The sequence below is a fragment of the Streptomyces sp. NPDC044003 genome, assembly GCF_056435185.1.
In genome coordinates this window covers 21,899-42,812 of the sequence record NZ_JBWKFA010000011.1, presented here as the reverse complement: position 1 = coordinate 42,812, position 20,914 = coordinate 21,899, and the positions used below count along the sequence as shown (strand labels likewise).

The following is a 20,914-nucleotide window of genomic DNA, read 5'->3' as shown; positions in this document are numbered from 1 at the left end:
AGAGCGCGGTCCATCCGGTCATTGCCGCAACAGGTAAGTGAGGCACCTCTTTGGAAAGCGCAACACACAGGACGATCCACGCCGCCCTCGACCACGCGGTGGCGGCCTGGCCGGACGCGCCGGCACTCGTCTTCGAAGGCACGACCCTCACCTTCTCGGAACTCAGGAACGCCGCGCTCGACCGTCTGGGTGCGCTGCAGGAGCAGGGACTTCCCGCAGGCGAACCGGTCCTGGTGATGCTCGGCAACTCCGAGCAGTCGGTCATCACCTGGCTCGCGCTCGCACTGGGCGGCTTCGTGGAAGTCCCCGTGAACACGGCCTACATCGGCGAGACACTCGCCCACATCGTGCGCGACTCCGGCGCCCGTACGGTCATCACCGAGTCGCAGTACACGGATCGGCTCGCCGCGGCCGGCAGCGAGGTGCCGGCATCGATCCTGGTGGTCGATGCGCATGACGCCAAGACAGGCGCCACGGGACGCCCGCTGCCGGCCACTGCCGGCCGCGGTGAAGCGGTCCGCCGGGACGAACTGGCCGATACGGCGGTGATGTACACGTCCGGGACAACGGGGCTGTCCAAGGGCGCGGTCATCGCCGAACGTCACGCCTACGAGTACGCCTCCGCGGTGGCCGACCTGCTCGATCTCGCTCCCGGGGACGTCTATTACGCTCCGCTGCCGCTCTTCCACATCGCCGGCCGATGGGGGGTCGTCTACAGCGCCCTGCAACGGGGCGCGTGCACCGTCCTGGTCAGGCGCTTCAGCATCAGCTCCTTCTGGAGCGACGTCCGGGCGCACGGTGTCACCGCGACGTTCCTGCTCGGTGCCATGGCCCAGTTCGTGCTCAACCAACCGGTGCGGTCCGGCGACGCGGACAACCCGCTCGACCGTGTTCTCATGGTGCCGCTGATCGAAGGCGTCGACGAGTTCCGCTCGCGCTTCGACGTCCGCGTCACCACCTGCTTCGGGTCGACCGAGGCGAACGTCCCCATCGCTTCGTCCTGGGACGCGAGCCTGCGGACCGGCCTCGGCAGGCTGCGCCCCGGATACCGGATCCGGCTCGTCGACGACCAGGGGCACGACGTCCGGCCGGGCGCGCCCGGCGAAATGCTCCTCGCCACCGACGAGGACGGCCTGGTCCTGCGTCGCTACCACGGCAACGCGGAAGCCACCCAGGCCGCTCTGCGGGACGGCTGGCTGCACACCGGCGACGTCCTCAGGCAGGACGCCCGGGGAAACCTCCATTTCGTCGACAGGACCAAGGACGCGCTCCGCAAGCGCGGCGAGAACATCTCGTCCTTCGAGGTGGAGCGCGAAATCCGTTCCCACCCCGCGGTTTTGGAGTGTGCCGTGGTCGGTGTCGCCTCCGATTTCTCCGAGCAGGAGGTCGTGGCATTCGTCCAGACCGCTCCCGGACACCGGGTCACGGCGGACGAGATCAGAGCGCACGTGGCCGAGCGCGCGCCGAAGTTCCTGGTGCCCGACCACGTGCGCTTCGTCACCGAGTTCCCTGTCACGCCCACCGGAAAAATCCAGAAGTTCGAACTGCGCAAGCAGATCGGCGCCGACACCGGACAAGGAGCCGATCAGCAATGACCGCACGCTATGTCGACTTCCGAATCCGCCCCGCAGACGACGCGACGAGCGTCGACCTCGAGGGCACGGACAGCGAGGGCTATACCCGTGTCTACGGAAACGAGTTCACGGGCGGTCGGTCCCTGTCCCACCTGATCGACGAAATGGAGAAGCACGACGTCATCGGCGTCATGCAGGCGGAATGGGAAGAAGGCGACCCCGTCGCCGTCAACGAACAGGTCCACCGCGCCGTCACCGCGCACCCCGATCGCCTGGTGGCCGGCATCGCGACCACCGATCCCCGGCTTCCCGACGCGCTCGAGATCCTGAAGCACGCTCACGACGATCTCGGTCTCCGTGGTTGGAACTTCCAGCCGGGCTTCCTCAAGGTCGCCGCGAACGATCCGGTCGTGGCGCCGCTGCTGAAGTACTGCCAGGAGAACGGGCACCCCGTCACGGTGCACAGCGGCATCAACTTCAGTGAGACCGGGCCGATTTCGTTCGGGCATCCGGCGGCGCTGTGCGAGGTCGCGTGCGCCTACCCGGGACTCGTGATCGTCGCGAACCACGGCGGCTGGCCGTGGGTCACGGAGACGCTGGCCGTGCTGTGGAAACACCGCAACGTCTACGCCGACTTCGGGGCCGTGGCCCCGAAGCGGATGGTCGGACCGAAGGGCGGCTGGGAGCCGGTCGCCCACTGGATGAACACCATGGTCTCCGACCAGGTCCTCCTGGCCAGCGACTGGCCCATGATCCGGCACGAGCGCCTGATCGCCGAACTCGACCACCTCCAGCTGGGCGAAGAGTCGTACGACAAGTACACGCGCACAAACGCCGCCCGCCTCATCGACTCGATCTGGGGCACCCGCCTCGTGGATCACCTCAAGACAGGAGCCACCTCATGACCGCACGTGACCTGATAGCGGAGAGCGCCGAGGGAGTGCTGACCCTCACGCTGAACCGGCCGGAGCGGCTCAACGCGCTCAGCGACGACATGCTCGACGGGCTCGTCGAGCAGCTTCGGACGGTCGAGCAGGACACCGTCGCCGTCATCATCCGCGGTGCCGGACGTGCCTTCTGCAGCGGACACGACCTCAAGCACGCCGCCGCTCAGGGACCCCTCAACACCGTCAGCGCCCGAGCCGTGGCCCAGCGCATGCAGCGCGTGGCACACGCGATGCGGGAGTGCAGGGTGCCGATCATCACGCAGGTGCACGGCTACGCGATCGGCGGCGGGGCCGAGATCGCGCTCAGCGGTGACATCGTGATCGTCGCCGAGGAGTGCGTCTTCCAGTTCACCGAGGCGTCGGTCGGGCGCGTCGTCACCAACGGCTTCACCAACCTGCTGCCCAAGACCGTCGGTCCGGTGCGCGCCAAGTCCCTCCTGCTGATGGGACGTCCCCTGAGCGGTGCGGAGGCCGCGTCGTGGGGTCTGGTCACGGAGGCAGTTCCCGAAGCCGGCCTGGAGCTCGCTGTGAACAGTGCGATCCAGGTGCTCGGCGAACAGTCCGCCTGGGCAGTCGGCGCCGCCAAGAGCCTGGTCAACCGCGGCCTCCAGGCGAGCTTCGAGGCCACGATCGATCTGGAGATCGGGGCCGCGATCGAAGCGGAGCTGGGCGCCGACGCCGAATCCGGCGCGCAGTCCTTCGCACGCACCTGACCACCAATCCCCCACGAGAAGGAGCGAGATCAATGCCAGTCAGCAACGCCCTGCAGCCCGACGAGATCGGCACCGGAATGTTCGGCCTCAGGGGTCGACGGATCCTTGTGACGGGAGCGTCCAAGGGCCTCGGCCAACAACTGGCCGTCGGGTTCGCCTCATTCGGCGCCACGGTTGCATGCGTGGCGCGAAGCGAGGACGGACTGAAGAAGACGAAGGCTCTCGTCGAAGCCGCCGGCGGCACCGCCTTCGTCTATCCCACGGATCTCTCCGACCCCGAGTCCATCACCGCGACCGTCGCTTCGGTCGCGGAGGACCTCGGCGGGATCGACGTCCTCGTCAACAACGCTGCTGACGACCACGACTCCCCGATCGAGGACACCTCCCGCGAGACCTGGCAGCGGATCACCGACCTCAACAGCCGCTCGGTGTTCCTGCTCTGCCAGGCCGCGGGGCCGCACCTCCAGAACTCCGGCGGCTACGGAAAGGTGATCAACATCGCCTCGATCCTCGGCAGCGTCGGCATCCGCGACAACACCGCGTACATCATGTCCAAGCACGCCCTCGTCGGCCTGACGAAGGCCCTCGCCCTGGAGTGGGCGCGCAAGGGCGTCCAGGTGAACGCCCTGTGCCCCGGGTTCGTGGTCACGGACATGACCGCCGGCGCGTACAACGACGAGGCCTCCAGCCGCTGGGTCGTCCAGCGGACGCCGCTGGGTCGCTGGGGACAGACCACCGACTTCGTGGGCGCGGCCGTGTTCCTCGCCTCCCGGGCCTCCGACTTCATGACCGGCCAGTCGATGGTCGTCGACGGCGGCTGGATCGCGCAGTGAGCAACCGAATCCCACAGCGGTGAGCAACCCGATCGCACAGCAAGGAGAATGAGATGAGTGAAGAACTGAAGCCCCAGCTCGCGCCGCGCGTCGAGAAGTACGTCATCGAGAACGGTCCGATGACCGTCGAGATGCGTACTCAAGGCAAGGGTCTGTCCCAGCTCGGTGGCGGTTTCGCCCGCTTCGACAAGGGTGGGGCGACCGACCCCTGGAAGCTGCCGTACGAGGAGATCCTCTGCGTTGTCACCGGGACCCTCAGGCTCACCTTCGGCGGCGAGGTGGTCGAAGCGCGCCCCGGCGATGTGGTGACCATTCCGAGGGGGGCCGAGGTCATCTACGAGGGTGAGGCCGGGACGTCCGCGTTCTACGCGCTCACGCCGGCCGACTGGTACCGCGAGTTCCCGAACGGCCTCTGATCGGCGCATCAGGATGTACTGATCCGGTGAGGCCGGAGGCCATCAGCCGCCTGGGGGCGGCACGGCGAACGTCGGGCCGTGCCGCCCCAGGACCGTCTCCCAGCACCCCTTACACGACACAACACTCTTAGGCCACTGAGGTATTCATGACTGTCGACTTTTCGCCCGACCCCAGCGTCGCGGAGCTCGCCCAGCGCACCGCACGCTTCATCCGCGAGACCGTGCTGCCCCTGGAGAAGCAACACAAGGGCGTCGTCCACACCGAGGCCATACGGCTGGAACTGCAACGCGCGGCGAAGGAGGCCGGGGTCTTCGCGCCCCACGTCGCCGCCGAACTCGGCGGTCACGGACTGGACATGCGTGGCAGAGCAGCGGTGTTCGAAGAAGCGGGCTACTCGCTGCTCGGCCCGCTGGCACTGAACATCGCCGCCCCCGACGAGGGCAACATGCACCTGCTGGAGGCCGTCGCGACCGCCGAGCAGCGCGAGCGGTACCTGCGGCCGCTCGCCGCCGGGGAAATCCGGTCGTGCTTCGCGATGACCGAGCCGGCCCCCGGCGCCGGATCCGACCCGAACGCGCTGACGACACGCGCCGAACGCGTCCCCGGCGGCTGGCGCATCGACGGCCGCAAGTGGTTCATCACCGGGGCCGATGGCGCCGGTTTCGCGATCGTCATGGCACGGACGTCCGGCGCACCGGGCGACCGTGGCGGTGCGACCATGTTCCTCGTCGACTCCGACAACCCGGGGATGAAGACCGTCCGGCACATCGAGACCCTCGACGAGAGCCTCTTCGGCGGTCACATCGAGCTGCTCTTCGACGACTGCTTCGTGTCCGAGGACGCCGTCCTGGGAGCGGTGGACGAGGGCTTCCGGTATGCCCAGGTCCGGCTGGGCCCGGCTCGGATGACGCACTGCATGCGCTGGCTGGGGATCGCCCGCCACGCGCAGGACATCGCGGTGGCCCGTGCCGCGGAGCGGGAGCTCTTCGGTTCGCGGCTGGCCGATCTCGGCATGGTCCAGCAGATGATCGCCGACAACGAGATCGACATCGCCGCCACGCGCGGTCTGATCCTGCAGGCGTGCTGGGAACTCGACCAGGGCGGCTCGGCCGCGCAGTCGACCTCCATCGCCAAGACGTTCAGTGCCGAGGCCATCTGGCGTGTGGTCGACCGATCGCTGCAGATCTGCGGTTCCCTCGGGGTGTCCGGGGACGCGCTGCTCGGTCGTTTCCTGCGGGAGGTGCGGCCGTTCCGCATCTACGACGGTCCCTCCGAGACGCACCGCTGGGCCATCGCCCGCCGGGTCGTACGTCGGTACGAGACCGGGGCCGGCAGTCAGGGCGGGAAGGGTGATGCGGCATGAGCGCCGCAGCCCGGAGCACCGTGGACGGCCTCGACCTGGCCGCGCTGAACTCCTTCTTCCACGACCATGTCCCCGGCTTTCGCGGCAACCTCTCGGCGTCCTTGATCCAGGGAGGCCGCTCCAACCTCACCTACCGGCTCACGGACGGCCACGCCATCTGGGTCTTGCGCCGCCCGCCCCTGGGCGGCCTCACCCCCTCCGCGCACGACATGGGGCGCGAGTTCCGGGTGATCTCCGCGCTCGCCGGCAGCGGCGTTCCGGTGCCCCGTGCAGTCGTCTGCGGCGACGCGTCCGTCATAGGGGTGCCGTTCTCTCTGGTCGAGTACGTGGGGGGCAGGGTCATCCGCACCCCCGAGCAGCTTCACACACTGACGGACCAGCAGATCGCCGCCTGTGCCCACGCCCTGGTCGATGTCCTCGCCGGCCTGCACGCCGTCGATCCCGGCGCCGTCGGGCTCACGGGGTTCGGCCGTCCCGTGGGCTATCTCTCCCGGCAGATCGAGCGCTGGTACGACCAGTGGACCCGTGTCCGCACCCGCGACCTGCCCGACATCGACGCCTTGCACGCACGGCTCTCCGCTGCCTGCCCATCCGAAGCCGGGGCGTCGATCGTGCACGGCGACTTCCGCATCGACAACGCCATCCTCGCCCCGCACGACCCGTCGGAGGTGCGGGCCCTGGTGGACTGGGAGATGGCGACACTCGGCGATCCCCTGGCCGACCTGGGGCTGCACCTTGTGTACACCGATCCCGCTTTCGCCCCGGTGCTGGGCGGCGCGGCAGCATCGACCAGCGAGCGCTTGCCCACGAGGCGCGAACTCGCGGCCCGCTACGCCGAGGCGAGCGGGCGCGACCTGGACCGCCTGGACTTCTACCTGGGACTCGGATACTTCAAGATCGCGGTCATTGCGGAGGGCATCCACGCCCGCCACCTCCAGGGTCTGACCCGAGGCGACGGCTTCGACGCCGTCGGCGAGGCGCCCGGCCCCCTCGCCGCTGCCGGGCTCCGCGCACTCGCGAACGGCGCGTGAGCGGGACCGCGATGTCGGGGTGGGCATCGCGGGTGATCTCGCTGCCACTGCCACGCAAAAGCACGATCGTCAGCGGTTGAGTCCGCGGCGGCACCGAGGTGCGGCTCAGACCGGTCGGTAGGACAGGCCGGGGATCAGGCCGGCGAGCATGGCACGGGTAGTCTCCGCGTCGGTGTGCAGCAGCGCCTGCATGCCGACGGCGCGTGCGCCGAGCACATTCGGCTCCGCGTCGTCGACGAAGAGCACTCGGTGGGCCGGCATGCCGAGCCGGTCCAGAATGAGCTGGTAGATGGGGGCCAGCGGCTTGCGCAGGCCGACCTCACCGGAGATCACCACGGGATCGCAGACGGGGTCGATCAGTTCGCGCGGGTAGATGTCGCCCCAGCTGTTGGACAGCAGGGCCACGCGGATGCCGAGGCCGCGCAGTTCGCCGGCCAGCTCGAACATCGCTTGGTCGGGGTGCATCCCGGCGAACAGCCGGGCCAGCAGGCCTACCGGGTCGACCGCGCGGCCGTCCACCGTGTCCAGCTCGGCGGCGATCAGGGTGTCGAACTCCGCGACGGTCAGCTCACCGGTCTCCAGCCGGTGGATGGGGGTGCCGGCCTGCGCTCGCCGGGACAGCCAGGCCTTCAGCGTGCGCGAGAACGAATCCGGATCGATGCCGTCGGCTTCGATCCATGCCGCGATCGAGTCGCGGACGGGATTGGTGAGGACACCGCCGTAGTCAAAGACCACCGCGTCCACGCGTGCAGTCACCGCCGTGCCCCCTGCGCGGTCCGGCCCATCGTGGTGGCGACGTCGGCCGGAGCGCCCCCGGTGCGCGGGTCGGCGCAGGCCGTGCTGAAGCCGGACGCGTTCGGACATGTGGCCCTGATCGGCGAGAGGGCAGCCGCCACCATGACGACCTCAGGCATGGACACTCCTCCCGACTGACTAAGCGCTTGCTTTCAAGGGGCAGTATAGGACTCCCCTGATCGAAGGTGAACCTGCGATCAGCCAGGCTGGTGAAGAGCTTCGCCCCGGCCACGGGGGCGGACGCGGCCCAACGCCGAGCAGCGTGCGGGCGAACCGGCACCACGACGTACGTGTCCACGGGTAGTGACGGCAGCATCCCGTCACTCCATCGAAAACAACTCCAGTGGTACTTCCTGACCCGGTCCGGTCTCGGCCCAGATCGTCTTGCCCCGGCGGCCGTACCGCGTGCCCCACATGCGGGTCAGCTGAGCCACGAGGAACAACCCCCGGCCTCCTTCGTCCTCGTTGCCGGCGCGGCGCAGATGCGGAGAGGTGTGCCCCCCGTCCGAGACTTCGCAGATCAGCGTTCGGTCGACGTCACGGAGCAGGCGCAGACGGACAGGGGGGCTGCCGTAGCGGATCGCGTTGGTGACGAGTTCGCTGACGACCAGTTCCGCGACGAACGCGGCATCGTCCAGCCCCCACTCCTCCAACTTCTCCCGGACGTGTGCGCGGGCAGCGGCCACTTCGGCCGGGTCCGAGGTGACATGCCAGGACGCCATGCTGGTTTCGGGGAGGGCGTGCAGGCGTACCAACAGCAGTGCGGCATCGTCCTCTACGGATCCCTGGGAACGCAGAGAGACGACCTCGTCGCACATTCCCTGCAAGGAGCCCGTCGAAGCCTCCAGGACCCGGCACAGGTCCGCCATCCCCTCGTCCACGTCCCGACTGCGCGCTTCGACCATTCCGTCGGTGAACAGGGCGAGCAGCGTTCCCTCGGCGAACTCGAACTCCACGCTTTCAAAAGGCAGGCCACCGATGCCCAGCGGGGGGCCTACGGGCACCTTGAGCGGTTCAGCCCGCCGGGCCCCTGGCCCCCGCCCGGTGGCAACCGGCGGGAGATGGCCCGCACTGGCCATGATGCACGTGCGGGACGTGGGGTCATACACGGCGTACAGGCAGGTCGCCCCCAGCGCTCGGTCATCCCGCTCGTCGCCGGGCGTCCGGTGGATTCCGATCCGCGCCTGTCCCACCAGGTCGTCCAGCCGGGTGAGGAGTTCGTCCGGCGGCAGGTCCAGGGCTGCCAGCGCCCTCACGCTCGTACGCAACCGCCCCATGGTGGCAGCGGCGTCCACTCCGCGCCCCACCACGTCGCCGACCACCAGTCCTACCCGGGCGCCGGACAGCGGAATCACGTCGTACCAGTCGCCCCCGACGCCCAGAGGGCCGGTGGCGGGGACGTAGCGGTGCGCGAACGCCATTCCGTTCGGTTGCGGAAGCGCTTGCGGGAGGAGTTCGTGCTGCAGTTTCAGCGCGGTGGCGCGCTCGCGGATGTAGCGGCGCGCGTTGTCCACGCACACCGCGGTGCGCGACGCCAGTTCTTCGGCAAGGGCGCGGTCTGCCTCGTTGAAGGGCGCGCGGGGCGGCTGCCGACGGAGGGTGACCTCGCCGAGCAGGGTGTCGCCGAGGAGCAGAGGCAGAGCCAGCAGGTGGTCCGCGCTCGTCGATCCACTGCCGATGACACCCAGTACCTGATCACCGTGTGCGATGGACGAATCACTCATAGTGCGCTCCACCATGAGGCGCAGGCCGCCCGGTGCGCCCAAAGCCGCGAGCGGGGCCTCCTCGCCGGCCAGGACCGACTCCGCGACCTCGACTCGTACAGAGTCGGCCAGATCCGGAACCACGAGCTCCGCGAGCTCCTCCGCCGTCTGCCGGACGTCGAGCGTCGTGCCGACCCCGCTTGCCCGGCTGAGCAATGCCAGGCGGGCCTGCGCCTCGTAGCGTTCGGTGATCTCGACGGCCGTCTCGCAGACACCCAGAGGGTGACCCGCGTCGTCCTGCAGGCGGAAGTACGAGCACGAGAAGACCCGATAGTGCGCCGAGCCCTCGGGGACTTGTCCCCGCCAATGGATGTCCAGTACCGGCTCTCCGCTACGCAACACCTCCTCCAGCACTTCCTCCATGACGTGGTAGCCCGGAGGGGACAGGACCTCGCCGTGCGGGAACAGCGCACTGATGGGCTGTCCCACCCACTCGCCGGCGTGCCAACCCATTCCTTCCCGCAACGCATCGTTGACCCACCTCAGGCGGGCATCCGTTCCGTAGACAGTCAGCGCCACCGGAAACTGCGTGAAGAGCCCCGACAGCATCGACTGGTCCGTCATCCACTCCCGATAACGGTCGCCGGCCACCGCCATCACGACCCAGGCGGGCTCTTCCCCGTCCTGCTCCACCGGGAAGACACGCAGGATCGTCTCCACCGACGATCCGTCGGGGCGCCGAACGGTACGGTTCTCGATCCAGCCTCCCGTGGGCGCCCCTGGTGCTGCCGCGGCCGTGAAGGGCTGCAGCGATTCCCCCTGGGACCGGACGTCCCGGAGTACCTCGTTCACCGGGCGGCCGAGCACGTCCGGGGCGTCCGCACCGTACAGACTGCGGGCTGCGGGATTCCAGCCGGTCAACCGCCCGTGCGCGTCAACCACGACCACGGCTGTGGTGGTCGTGTCGAAGGGGTTCCGACGACCTGCCTCGTGTGATGCCCGGATCGCCACCCTGCACCTCTGCCCAGTACTCGGATGTCCGAAATTCAGGCTACGCCCGGACGCCGAGGCGCGCTGGAGGACGGACATACGCGACACCCGACCGCACCCCGGGACGTCGGCAGATGGGTGACCAGGACACGCCTGCTCCCGTTCCTGGAGCAGCCGGTCGGGGTGCCGTCCGGGCGCGCACCGCACCCCGGGCCCGTACCGCTACGTCGAGGCGCAAGGAACGCTGCGAGCCGGGTCAGGCCAGTCCCGCGATACAAGCCAGTGCCTCGTCCACCGACAGCCGCCGGAAGCTCTCCGTGCGTACGGCGCTGTCGGCACCCCCCGCCTGGGCACGCGCGCGGGCGAGCTCGACCCTCGTCTGCTCGGGCACCTCGCCCGCGCGCGCTCTGACCCGCTCGACCCAACGGGAGGTGTCCTCGGGACGGTCGAAGCCGACCCTGATTCCAGCCAGCTCCTCCACACCGAGTGCCAGCACCTGCTGCGCGCCGGCCAGAGGGTTCAGCGTGAAACCGGCGTTCTCTTCGACCCGCGGTTCGAGCGAGCGGAGTACGACGTCAGCCGCCGGTACGCAACCGCTGGGGTCGTATGCGAAGCACGAGGCGATCCGGTCATGAGCGCTCTGCTGCTCCGCCCAGGTACTGGGACCTTCCTTGAGCCTGGCAACGTCCCCGACCGAGACGTCGGGCACGGCCAGTCGGGTGACGGCGTGCGTGTTCACCGCGGTCAGGATGTCGATCGGATTTCGTGTAGGAATGACCACCTCCTTGCGGGGCGGCCAGAAGTCGAAGGCGCTGTGGTCGCCGAAGGGCCCCCCGACGTGGAGTGCGTAGACCTCGGGGTACGTGGGTGCCTCGCCCCGCCTTTCCGGTCGCACGTCGTAGAACGCCGCGATGGCGGCCTGGATCAGCAGGCTGGCACCGAGTGCGCCCAGCGGACAGTCGATGAGGATGCCGAACCGGTCGGCCGGTGTCCAACGGGGGAAGAGCCCCGTCAGGTCCGTGTTCTCTCCACCGATGAGGTACTGGAAGCTCGAAGGCTTCAGCTGTGTGGCTGTGTGCATCGGGGTGGTCCTTCGTCGGAAGTCGGCCGGGGCGGGGTGGGCGACGTACGCCGCCCCGGCGCACAGGCGGACGAGGCCTGCATCGAGATCACCTGCGTCGGTGCGCGGGTTGCACGGGGCCGGCGGATACGCCGGCCGGGGTGTGGTCCATGGCGCCGTCGGGGTGGCTTACGCCTGCGCCATCAGGGCTTTGAACGCCCCCGGGTGGCGGGCGGAGGACACGGATGTCGCGGCGAGAATGCCGACCGGGAAGACGGCGGCGACGAGGTATCCCCATGTGTAGAGGTGGGGCTCCGGAACTCCGGGGATCTCGGGGACGTAGGCGAGGGACAGGACGATCGTCGTGACGGCGGCGCCGAAAGCGGCGCCGATCATCATCACCGTTGCCGGGATGCCCGCGGCCATCCCGGCCTGGTCCTCGTCCACCACCAGTTGCGGAATCGCGAACGAGCCGCTGTAGCCGGCGCGGCTTCCGAGACCGACGACGGCCGAGCCGACGAGGTACTGCCACGAGTGGTCGTGGGCGAACGCGAGCCACACGAGGCCGAGACCACACAGTGCCGCGCCGGCGGCCAGGATGACGCCGGGTCGTCCCTGCTGCACCATGCGTTCCGCCGCCTTGCCGCTGATGAACATGGTCAGCGCGAACGGCAGCAAGAGGAGACTCGTCCCGAGCGCGTCGGTGCCGAGGCCGTATCCGACCTCGGCCGGGGTCTGGGTGTAATAGGTGACCAGCAGCACGAAGGCCGCGTCGACCGCGCCGAACAGACAGGAGGCCACGCAGGCTGTCGTGGCGTACGGCCGCTTCAGCATCGCGAGGTCGAAGACCGGGGCGGTCGACCGGCGCTGTGCCAGAACCCAGGCGACACCGGCGACGACTCCGACGGCAAGGAGCAGGTAGCACACGTTGCCCCAGACGCTGATCTGCGCCATCGCGAGCAGCACCAGCGTCACCCAGGCGATCATCCACACCGTTCCCCACACGCCGATCCGCGCCGAGGAGGCGGGGCGCGAGCGCGGAACGACCGCCAGAAGTGCCGCCGTGGTCACCGCGAACGCCGCTGCCAGTATGAGGAAGAACGTCGACAACGACAGGTACTTCACCGCCAGGCCGCCGCCCACCATGCCGGCCACGACCCCGGTTCCGGTGGAGATGATCAGGACGCTGACCGCGGTGGCCACCGAGGCGCCGGAGAGATGGCGGCGCAGGAAGCCGACCGGGAGCATCTGTGCCGCGCTGCCGAAGCCGAGCAGGGCCGACCCGACGATCAGCGCCGGGTACGTGTCGCCGATGGCGGGGATCAGCGCGCCCGCCGTCAGGATGACGCCGGACCACAGCAGCATCGTGCGGTCGTCGACGATGTCCTGCAGGCGCGGAATGAGCACGAAGCCAGCGCCGCTGCCCAGGAGCATCGCGGTGAGGACCCAGGTCGCCGCCGAGACGCCAACGGCGAAATGGCTCTGCATCAGCGGCAGCAGGGGCCCCAGCATGAAGTTGACCGCGATGGTCACCGTGCACAGCAGCGCGGAGACGCTGATCAACGGTCCTCGCTTGCGCGTTGCTTGGGCTGCGACACCTGTTCCTGCGCTGAGCGCTGTGTCGTTCGTTCCCGCCATGCGGATTCACTCCCGTTCGGAATGGGGTGCCGTCGCCACCGGCTGAGCCCGGCCGCGCCGACGTGTGACGTGGGTCTCAAGGTTCGCGACGGGGCCTCGCCGCGGCTACGACAGTGCCGACCGACATGCGGGTGTCCGCGGTGCACCGTGCACCACATCGCCGCGCCGCTGTGCGTGGGCGCGTCGGTCAGGGCTCCGGCCCGACGCGCGCCTGCCGACCTGTCACTGCGCGTCCCGCCTGGTGAGGACCAGGCTCTGTGCGGAGAACGCGAGTTCGGCGAGCCCCGCCCGCTCGGCGAGGTCGAGATTCTCGACAGCCGCCCCGATCATGCGGCCAGAGTGTCCCGCGGCGCGCAGTGCGGTCAGCGTGGCCCGGGCGGCCTCGCCGAAGGTCTTCACCGTCGCTTGATCTGTCTGGTGGGCGTCGTGCGCGATCGCAGTCGCCGTCTCCGGCGTCACTGCCTCGAGCAGGGCGATGGCCTGCGCTGCCGTCGAAGCCAACGCCTGCGGGGACAACCCCTGTTCAATCGCATAGGTCGCCGCCTCGACGTAGGCGCTCAGCGCAGCGATGAAGAACGCGCCGAGCATGCCCGCCCCCAGCACCCCGGCGCCGCGCACCTCGTCGGAGACATGCTGTGACGCGCCGCCGAGGCTCACGAAGATGTCCTTGTGCTCTTCCCAGAGAGCAGTTGGGCCGGACAGTACGACCATGCCGCGGGGGGAGCCGATGTCGTTGGGGTAGCAGGCGATGAACCCGTCGAGGTAGGCAGCGCCTCGCTCATCGGCCCATCGCGCCATGTCCTCGGCTTCGTCGGGCGATCCGCTGACCAGATTGACCAACGTGGTGGTGTCCCAGTCAGTGACTGGCTGGAGAGCCGCTCTCGTGCTCTCGTAGCTGTCGGTGCAGGCGATGGAGATCCGCGACGCCCGCACGGCTTCGTCGAGGGAAGCCACAGGAGAGACCCCCGAGTCGGCAAGCCCGAGAGCCCGTTCCGGCGAGCGGTTCCACGCGGCCACCGAATAGCCCTGCCTGGCGAGGGTTCTCGCGAGTGCGGCTCCCATGAGCCCACAGCCGATGACCACGACGTCGTACCTCTTCGTGCTGCTCATGAATGCATTCCTTTCGATGATGTGCCGCGTCGCTCGTCACCGGCGGCCGATGCGGGCATACACCCCAGGTGGTTCTCGGCGGAGCGCAGTGCGTGCGGTCGGCGTTGCCGGAACTTGGGTCACGACGACTCCGATGGAGGCGAGTGCGGGCGCGACGGGCTGGTGCCAGACAGCAAGCCGGCCATGACCGATGCGGCGAGGTAAGCCGTCGGTGCTCCGTGACCGTTGCCAGCCGGTGATCACCACCCGCTGCACGATGCCGAGGTGCCCGGAGACGGGGGGATTCAGCGGGTCCTGGTTGCGCGGAGTGATACTCGGGTCCGATCGCTGGTGCTCGTCATCGCGCTCCTCGGTCGCACATCGGCCGGCAGGACCGAACTCGTTCCCTGCCGCGTCGACAGTGGCCGCTGGGACCGGCGTCTTCCCAGGGCACGTCGGTGCAGGATCGAGGCGGACTCGATGCACTCTGCACCTTGCGCAGCACCGCGGTGGACGAGGCACTCTGCCCCAGAGTCCCGTTCCACGCCTACGATGGCGGTGCATGTAGATGTTGTGGCCGAACCCGTCCGACCGGGTGTGCGAGCTGATCCGACAAATCGCCGAAAGCCAGCTGCCGGTGCCGGACGAGGTCGCCGACCAGTTGTGGCGGGCCTCGCAACGCGAGACGCGGCAGCGCGAGTACGTCGACGATCCCGTGCTGTCGGAAGCGGACCGGCGCCTCAACAAGGCCAACATGACGCACTGGCTGGTGTCCAACCTGCAGGAGCCGGGGCGCCGGGTGACTCCGGCCAAGGGCAGCGAGATGCTGATCTTCGCCCGGGACCTTGTGCTGCGCGGGATGGACGTGAACGAGCTCGGGTCCTGGCGTGCTGCCCAGCGGGTGGGGTGGGGGTTGTGGGTCGAGCAGTGCTTTGCCGCCACCACGGACCGTGACGAGCTGCGCGAGCTGATCGAGGTGTCCGCCAACTCGCTGACGACCTACATCGACGACTCCATCGCCGCAGTCGGAACCTACGTCGACGAAGTCCGCGAGGAGATGGGCCTCGGCGCCCAAGCGCAACGGCACACGACGGTGCAGCTGTTGCTGCAGGGCGCGCGCATCAGCCGCGGCCGCGCGGAGGAGCAGCTCGGTTATCCGCTGGCCGGGCATCACGTCGCGGCGATCCTGTGGGTCGATTCCCCCGCCGATGTGCATGAACTCGAGCGAGCCGCCGAGCACGTCATGCGGGCGTGCCGTGCGACCCGCCGTCTGACCCTGCCGCCGAGCACATCGGCGCTCTGGCTCTGGGTCCCTGTGCACGCGGCTCCGCCGACGGCCGCAGTTCTGCACGTCTTGGAGAAGACACCCAACGTACGCGTGACGCTCGGCCGGCCCGGAGCCGATCTCCCGGGTTTCCGGCAGAGCCATCTGGATGCCGCCGCCGCACAGCGCCTTCTGGCCCGGATCGGATCGCCGCGGCAGGTCGTCCGCTACGAGGACGTGCATCTCGTCGACCTGCTCACGGCCGACCTGAGCCAGGCTGAGCACTTCGTAGCCGGCACTCTGGGCGATCTGGCGACAGCCGACCCGGTCCTGCAGCGCACGGTTCGCACCTACGTCGCGGAGGGGTACAGCATTTCGAACACCGCAGACCGGTTGTTCGCCCACCGCAACACCATCGACCGGCGCCTCGCCAAGGCCTGCACGATGCTGCCGAGGCCGCTCGGCCACGATCCGACGAGCGTTGCGGTCGCGCTGATGCTGGTGGAGCTGCGACAGGACCTGCGGTCTGGTTGTTGATCGGCTGCGCGGAGACCCCAGCGCCGACCCGCTTTTCCTCGAATCCGGAAATCAGGCTGCTTCCCAGAGGCCGGCGTCCAGGATCCGGGCAGCCGTGGTGATGCTGCCCGGCATCAGGTGCCGGTAGGTCCGGTACGTCTCCTCGATGGACTTGTGGCCCATCCACTCCGCCACGTCGGTGATCGGGATGCCCTGCCCGAGAGCGTTCGAGGCGAAGTAGTGCCGGAAGCCGTACATCCCGACGCCTTCCTCCGGCGGAAGGATCTTGAAAAGCCTCTTCACCCGACGCCGCTCCATGCCTTCGGTGAAGTAGCCGCCCGGGCCTCGCAGCAGATAGCCGTCCTTCGTGGTGCCGTACTTCTCCTCGTAGCGCTCGATCGCCTCCCGTACCGACCGGGGCAGGGGAACCTCCCGGAACTCCCCCACCTTGCGGTGCTTCAGCTTCGCCGGCTTCAGCGTGTTGGAGTGGATCTGCTCACCCACCCGGTAGACGTCATCCGCCACGACATTGTTCACGTTCACCGCCCGTGCCTCACCGTTCCGCAGGCCGCATCCCACCATCATCACGATCTCCAGAGCAAGGTCCTCATCGGCAACGGCCAGTGCCTTCTTCACATAGTCGAGGGACGGGATGACCACCATTCCCCGCACATATTCCGGCTCCTGAACGCCCTTCACCGGATCATCTGCCATGGCCCCCTTGCCATAGGCGTCTCTCAGGATCGTCTTGAGGGTGCGGAATATGTTCATCTGGTTCCCGCGGCCGACCCCGTCGCTCTCCATCTCGTCCAGGAAACGCTCGACCACAATCGGGGTGACCGAGTTCAGCTTCCGCGATCCCAGGCGCGGGACGATGTGCACGTTGATCGAGCTGTCGACGTGCTCGCCCGTGGAGTAATCCGTCATCTTGCGCTGCCGAGGCCGCCACTGCTTCGCATACTCCTCGACCGTCTGCTGGCCCAGCTCCCGGCGGGCCGCCGCCACGGACGGCGCCGTGGTCTTCTTCTCCGCATACAGCTGCGTGAGGCGCTCGATCGCCTCGTCCTGCGTACCGAAACCCGACTCCTCGCGCTGCTTACCGAGCGCGTCCCGGAAACGGATCGAGTAAGGGTGAGGGCAGCGGGTGGGCTTCGCGCAGCCGCAGTCCTTGAAGAAGGACCCCATGCCGCGGGCGAGCTGTCGGGCCATGTACGCACCATCCGTTCCAGCCCAAGAACCTGCTCAGGCGCCGCACTGTCGGTCGCAGGACAGCAAGCGGGGACACGTCCGGGACGCATGCTGACCGTTTGCTGACCTGAGGGGGGCACATGATGCCCCTGACCTGCGGCAACGCCAAATAGTCAGATCTTGGACTTGAACAGAGTACGCAGCACTTTGGACTCCTCTGAGACGGCTCCCTGCCTACTTTGTGCAGGTCAAGGGCGGTCCCGACTGTACACCGGCACGCGCCGAACGATGTTTGTGAGGAACATCGCCCCGGTCAAGCGATACGGTTCCCCACCTGGACTTTCGTGCCGTCACCGACGCCTGTTCAGGCAATCCTCCGGGAGCGCCCGGCGACTCACGCTGACCGAACGCTGACTTACCTGACGATCCATCAAACATGGGGAGACCACTCCGCACACACTGCCGACGTGCAGCCACGCACCACCCACCTGTCGGGCACCGACATCGCTCTGGTTCATGGAAAACGGTCCCTTTGGCCATCGGCCAGTCAACGCTCGACCGCCCCAGAAGCCGGCTCGCTGCCTGCCGCCCGCCCGAGGCCCCTCGGCAGCGTGGAACTGGCGAGCGACGGCTCCGCACCCGGCGGCCCCGCGAGCCGGAGGTGCAGTACGAACCGACCCAGGCCGGCGGCGGCGCAGGCCGCTTCGGCGCTGGAGTGGAAGCGTGTACGGGCCTGGCTACTGACTTTGCTGCAAGCGCGGGCCGATGCAGCAGCACTGAGCGCCTTGGATGCGCATGTCTATTCCGTGATCCGCAGGACCCATCAGCACGCGGCCAGTGCGCGACGCGATCACGCAGAGCAGCAGGATCTTCCCCAGCGGGGTCACCATGGAACAGGACAACCGGGCGCGCCACCGCAAGCGCCGCCGACGACAAGTGACGGCCCCCCATTGGCCCTTGAGATGACAAAACGCGGAACGGAAGCGCGTCCGAAATCAGCCTTCCTGCAACAGGCTCTTGGTCCAGTTCAACACCATGGTTCAAGTCGCGGCAGCCCATCGGCGCTTGCGATGAGGCGCCCCGGACGACAGCTGGCGCCGGCGCAAGTCGACTCTCGAAGAACATCACAAGACAGGGACCGTTGGCTGCGCTGAAGCGCAAGAATCGCCGCATGGTTCGCTCGTTCTTCCGCAGCCCTGTTTCCGACCGCGAGGATGCAGGGCGCCTGCGCAGTCAAGCAGCCGAGGCCAAGCACACCGCCACGATGCGGCGGCGGATGTGAGCCGCTGGAGCCCCTGTCCCGGGACCGGGAAGCCCTGGCGGTCCCGGCACCTTGCGTGTGGAAGCGTCGTCTCCCCGAGACCGGCGTACCTCAGCGTCGGCAAGGTCGGGTGCACGGAATGCGCGAAGGAGAGCCGCCGGGCGATCTTCCAGGAGCGCGCCGGCGGGCTGAGCGGGCCGAGGCGGATCTGCGGTCGGTCGGTCTGGAGCCGCTGGAGCCGTTTCTGTCCGCCGCGGCGCCATGGAGCTGCCGTCATGCGGTGTGCGGCGAGGTGGTCCAGGTGAAGGCGTCGAGCGTCCGCAGCGGCCACGACCCGTGTCCGGTCTGCCGGGCGGAGGTGTACAAGCAGCGTGCCGCTGCCCGCCGTACCGACCCGGCCGAGGCCACCGCCCTGATGCGGGCGCACGGCTTCGAGCCGCTGGAGCCGTACCCCGGGAGTGACAAGCGGTGGCTGTGCCTCTGCCCTGCGGGCCACGAAGTGCATCTTCGGCCGGCCGGTGTCCGTACCGGAAAGGGATGCCGGATGTGCGCCACCCACGGGATCGACCTGGCCGGGCCGGCGAGCTCTACGTCATCACCCACCGGGAGTGGAACGCGGTCATGGTCGGCATCGGCGCCTGCACCGGCTACACCTCCCGCCTCTTGCAGCATGAGCGCCAGAGGTGGGAGCTGTACCGGGCCGGCGACTTCACGACCGGCGCTGCCGCGTACGACGTCGAGCAGGCCGTACTGGACCGTCTGCGCGGAGGCAAGCTGTGTCCGTTCCTCACCAAGGACGTCATGTCGAACGGATGGAGCGAGACCTGCTCCACGGACCGCGTCACCGAGGACGAGGTGTGGGCCGTGGTCGAGGAGGAGACTCGCCGCGCACCCAGCGCCTACGCTCCCCGGGCCGGCGCCCGGCCCCGCGCCGCCTTCCTCTTCGACGCCGATGCCGCCGCCGAGGAGATGCGCGCCCGCGGGTACGAGCCGCTCGTGCCCCACCCGGGCCGCACGAACGCCACCCGGCCCTCCCCGTGCACCACATGCGGGCACGAGGGCCGACCCACCTTCAACGCCGTACGCAACGGCGGCCAGGGCTGCCGTATCTGCCGCACGAGAGCAGCGCAGGCCAAGCGTGCCGCGGCGCTCGCCCCCAAGGCCGAGGGAGTGACGCGCGCGGCCGGGTTCGAACCCTTGGAGCCCTACCGCACGAGTCAGACCCCCTGGCACTGCCGCTGCACCACATGCGGCCGCGCGAGTACCCCCGCCTACTCCAACGTCCACAACGGAGGGAGCCGCGACCGCCCGCGCCGCCGAGCGGCTCGGCGCCGTGCTTGCCTCCGTGGATCCGCGAGGCGCCGGGGCACAGTTCACCACGGCCCTCGACACCTACGACCGCCTCGACGCCACCGCCGACGCAGCCCGTTGCCGGCACGCCCTGCGCAACCACGGCCTCGACACCGCGGACACCCCAGCAGCCGGGGCTACGGCAACGAGCTCTCGCCCCGGGAGCGCGAGGTCGCCGGATTCCTTGCTGAGGCTACGCACCAGGTCCGCAGCTCGCGTCCTCGGTGACCCGGCGCGGCTCGTCGCGGGACTGCCGGCGCCCGACGTCCGTGACTTCGACCTCCCGAGGAGGTCACCACCTCGGCAGCCCCCGGCAGTTGGCGCGCTACAACCTGCACGGCAAGGAGCCGCCCCGCGCGCCGGATTCGATCTCCCCCAACCTCGCCTACCGCCGCAGGGCCGGGGAGAATCGGCCGCATGAAACGGCACGACACGGTCTGCGGGCGGTTCAGCCATCCGTGCCGTAGCGGTGGAGTTGGCGGCTCAGGCTGAGTTCCAGGTGTTCGCGCATGGCCTCCGACGCGCGGGCGGGGTCGCGGCGGAGCACGGCTCGCAGGATGCGGCCGTGCTCGCGGGCCGTGGCCGGGCTGCCGCCGGTGACGGCGCTCAGCCGGAACAGGTGCAGGTGGGTGTGGAGCCGCTCGACGGCGGCGGCGAGCATGGTCCGGCCCGACGCGGCGGCGACGGCGTCGTGGAACCGCTGGTCCAGTACGACGAACCGGGCGTAGTCGGTGTAGCTGTCGCCCTTGTCGGGCAGCCCTTGCATCTCGTCCACCAGGGACTCGATCCGGTCGAGGTCGGTGTCGCCGACACGTTCGGCGGCCAGGGCCGCCGCCCTGGGTTCGAGGAGCAACCGCATCTCGAAGAGCTCCTGCACCCCCTGGGCCGTGAGCAGTTCGGTCGCCCGATAGCCGGCGAGCGAGCGCTTCACGACGAGCCCGTCGGCCTCCAGCCGGGCCAGCGCCTCGCGGACCGGGGTGGGCGAAACACTCAGTGAGCGCGAGAGCGCCTCGATGCCGACGCGGGCCCCGGGCTGGATGACATGATCCATGACCATGGCCTTGACCGCTTCGTAGACGCTGTCGGTCAGCACCTCTCGCCGAGGGGACGCTCCGGTGCGAGGCGTCGGACTCTGCGACGGAATCCCACCCATGGCGTTCCTCCTTGGTGGCACGACGGCAC

The 20,914-nt window shown here is 69.0% G+C and carries 17 protein-coding genes; 9 read left to right on the top strand and 8 right to left on the bottom strand.

Translation table 11 applies throughout. From position 1 onward, the window contains the following. The first annotated feature begins 50 nt into the window (after positions 1-50). The 7 genes from AC07AW_RS33335 (at position 51) to AC07AW_RS33305 (ending at position 6,878) form a co-directional block, all read left to right on the top strand. Positions 51-1,595, top strand: a complete 1,545-nt coding sequence (locus tag AC07AW_RS33335) for a class I adenylate-forming enzyme family protein (RefSeq protein ID WP_478819207.1) — start codon at positions 51-53, stop codon at positions 1,593-1,595. Further along, positions 1,592-2,479, top strand: coding sequence for an amidohydrolase family protein (locus tag AC07AW_RS33330; protein WP_478819206.1), 888 nt, complete (start codon positions 1,592-1,594; stop codon positions 2,477-2,479). The genes AC07AW_RS33335 and AC07AW_RS33330 overlap by 4 nt, the downstream gene beginning before the upstream one ends. Further along, complete coding sequence (locus AC07AW_RS33325) at positions 2,476-3,234, top strand: enoyl-CoA hydratase/isomerase family protein (RefSeq protein WP_391816240.1); 759 nt, start codon at positions 2,476-2,478, stop codon at positions 3,232-3,234. The genes AC07AW_RS33330 and AC07AW_RS33325 overlap by 4 nt, the downstream gene beginning before the upstream one ends. A 32-nt stretch (positions 3,235-3,266) precedes the next feature. Further along, positions 3,267-4,067 (top strand): SDR family NAD(P)-dependent oxidoreductase, encoded by an 801-nt coding sequence (locus tag AC07AW_RS33320; protein WP_478819205.1) that lies wholly within the window; start codon positions 3,267-3,269, stop codon positions 4,065-4,067. A 53-nt stretch (positions 4,068-4,120) separates the two neighbouring features. Next, positions 4,121-4,483 carry a cupin domain-containing protein gene (locus AC07AW_RS33315; protein WP_478819204.1) on the top strand — a complete coding sequence of 121 codons (363 nt, stop codon included), beginning with the start codon at positions 4,121-4,123 and terminating at the stop codon, positions 4,481-4,483. Between the two features lie 146 nt (positions 4,484-4,629). Beyond that, positions 4,630-5,847 (top strand): acyl-CoA dehydrogenase family protein, encoded by a 1,218-nt coding sequence (locus AC07AW_RS33310; protein ID WP_478819203.1) that lies wholly within the window; start codon positions 4,630-4,632, stop codon positions 5,845-5,847. Then, the gene (locus AC07AW_RS33305) at positions 5,844-6,878 is read left to right on the top strand and encodes a phosphotransferase family protein (protein WP_478819202.1); all 1,035 of its coding nucleotides are present in this window, start codon (positions 5,844-5,846) and stop codon (positions 6,876-6,878) included. The genes AC07AW_RS33310 and AC07AW_RS33305 overlap by 4 nt, the downstream gene beginning before the upstream one ends. A 105-nt stretch (positions 6,879-6,983) precedes the next feature. Here AC07AW_RS33305 and AC07AW_RS33300 read toward each other — a convergent pair whose 3' ends face one another. The 6 genes from AC07AW_RS33300 to AC07AW_RS33275 all read right to left on the bottom strand — a co-directional run bounded on the left by AC07AW_RS33300 (position 6,984) and on the right by AC07AW_RS33275 (position 14,174). After that, positions 6,984-7,622, bottom strand: a complete 639-nt coding sequence (locus AC07AW_RS33300; protein ID WP_478819201.1) for an HAD family hydrolase — start codon at positions 7,620-7,622, stop codon at positions 6,984-6,986. Between the two features lie 8 nt (positions 7,623-7,630). Beyond that, positions 7,631-7,792, bottom strand: coding sequence for a hypothetical protein (locus tag AC07AW_RS33295; protein ID WP_469534069.1), 162 nt, complete (start codon positions 7,790-7,792; stop codon positions 7,631-7,633). A gap of 201 nt (positions 7,793-7,993) precedes the next feature. Continuing rightward, on the bottom strand, positions 7,994-10,465 hold the full coding sequence (locus AC07AW_RS33290) for a SpoIIE family protein phosphatase (RefSeq protein ID WP_478819200.1): 2,472 nt from the start codon (positions 10,463-10,465) through the stop codon (positions 7,994-7,996). Between the two features lie 157 nt (positions 10,466-10,622). After that, on the bottom strand, positions 10,623-11,447 hold the full coding sequence (locus AC07AW_RS33285; RefSeq protein WP_478819199.1) for a hypothetical protein: 825 nt from the start codon (positions 11,445-11,447) through the stop codon (positions 10,623-10,625). A 168-nt stretch (positions 11,448-11,615) separates the two neighbouring features. Next, the gene (locus tag AC07AW_RS33280; protein ID WP_478819198.1) at positions 11,616-12,989 is read right to left on the bottom strand and encodes an MFS transporter; all 1,374 of its coding nucleotides are present in this window, start codon (positions 12,987-12,989) and stop codon (positions 11,616-11,618) included. Between the two features lie 297 nt (positions 12,990-13,286). After that, the gene (locus tag AC07AW_RS33275) at positions 13,287-14,174 is read right to left on the bottom strand and encodes an FAD-dependent oxidoreductase (RefSeq protein WP_478819197.1); all 888 of its coding nucleotides are present in this window, start codon (positions 14,172-14,174) and stop codon (positions 13,287-13,289) included. A gap of 547 nt (positions 14,175-14,721) precedes the next feature. On the opposite strand from AC07AW_RS33275, the gene AC07AW_RS33270 reads away from it, so the two are divergent. After that, positions 14,722-15,954: a PucR family transcriptional regulator gene (locus AC07AW_RS33270; RefSeq protein WP_478819196.1), complete on the top strand. Its 1,233-nt coding sequence runs from the start codon at positions 14,722-14,724 to the stop codon at positions 15,952-15,954. 51 nt (positions 15,955-16,005) lie between these two features. Here AC07AW_RS33270 and AC07AW_RS33265 read toward each other — a convergent pair whose 3' ends face one another. Next, positions 16,006-17,118, bottom strand: coding sequence for a tyrosine-type recombinase/integrase (locus AC07AW_RS33265; protein ID WP_478819354.1), 1,113 nt, complete (start codon positions 17,116-17,118; stop codon positions 16,006-16,008). 1,810 nt (positions 17,119-18,928) lie between these two features. Between AC07AW_RS33265 and AC07AW_RS33260 the strand changes: the two genes are divergently transcribed. Beyond that, complete coding sequence (locus tag AC07AW_RS33260) at positions 18,929-19,960, top strand: hypothetical protein (RefSeq protein ID WP_478819195.1); 1,032 nt, start codon at positions 18,929-18,931, stop codon at positions 19,958-19,960. Positions 19,961-20,180: 220 nt separating this feature from the next. Here the strand turns inward: AC07AW_RS33260 and AC07AW_RS33255 are convergent, their stop codons facing one another. Continuing rightward, a complete protein-coding gene (locus AC07AW_RS33255; RefSeq protein WP_478819194.1) occupies positions 20,181-20,825 on the bottom strand; it encodes a GntR family transcriptional regulator in 645 nt (214 codons plus the stop codon). Positions 20,826-20,914 lie beyond the last annotated feature (89 nt).

What these genes read in the sequence shown, in the direction of transcription:
- AC07AW_RS33270 (WP_478819196.1), top strand. Translation starts at nt 14,722, where the DNA reads ATGTTGTGGCCGAACCCGTCCGACCGGGTGTGCGAGCTGATCCGACAA.
- AC07AW_RS33295 (WP_469534069.1), bottom strand. Translation starts at nt 7,792, where the DNA reads ATGCCTGAGGTCGTCATGGTGGCGGCTGCCCTCTCGCCGATCAGGGCC.
- AC07AW_RS33330 (WP_478819206.1), top strand. Translation starts at nt 1,592, where the DNA reads ATGACCGCACGCTATGTCGACTTCCGAATCCGCCCCGCAGACGACGCG.
- AC07AW_RS33285 (WP_478819199.1), bottom strand. Translation starts at nt 11,447, where the DNA reads ATGCACACAGCCACACAGCTGAAGCCTTCGAGCTTCCAGTACCTCATC.
- AC07AW_RS33265 (WP_478819354.1), bottom strand. Translation starts at nt 17,118, where the DNA reads ATGGGGTCCTTCTTCAAGGACTGCGGCTGCGCGAAGCCCACCCGCTGC.
- AC07AW_RS33290 (WP_478819200.1), bottom strand. Translation starts at nt 10,465, where the DNA reads ATGTCCGTCCTCCAGCGCGCCTCGGCGTCCGGGCGTAGCCTGAATTTC.
- AC07AW_RS33315 (WP_478819204.1), top strand. Translation starts at nt 4,121, where the DNA reads ATGAGTGAAGAACTGAAGCCCCAGCTCGCGCCGCGCGTCGAGAAGTAC.
- AC07AW_RS33320 (WP_478819205.1), top strand. Translation starts at nt 3,267, where the DNA reads ATGCCAGTCAGCAACGCCCTGCAGCCCGACGAGATCGGCACCGGAATG.
- AC07AW_RS33325 (WP_391816240.1), top strand. Translation starts at nt 2,476, where the DNA reads ATGACCGCACGTGACCTGATAGCGGAGAGCGCCGAGGGAGTGCTGACC.
- AC07AW_RS33305 (WP_478819202.1), top strand. Translation starts at nt 5,844, where the DNA reads ATGAGCGCCGCAGCCCGGAGCACCGTGGACGGCCTCGACCTGGCCGCG.
- AC07AW_RS33275 (WP_478819197.1), bottom strand. Translation starts at nt 14,174, where the DNA reads ATGAGCAGCACGAAGAGGTACGACGTCGTGGTCATCGGCTGTGGGCTC.
- AC07AW_RS33310 (WP_478819203.1), top strand. Translation starts at nt 4,630, where the DNA reads ATGACTGTCGACTTTTCGCCCGACCCCAGCGTCGCGGAGCTCGCCCAG.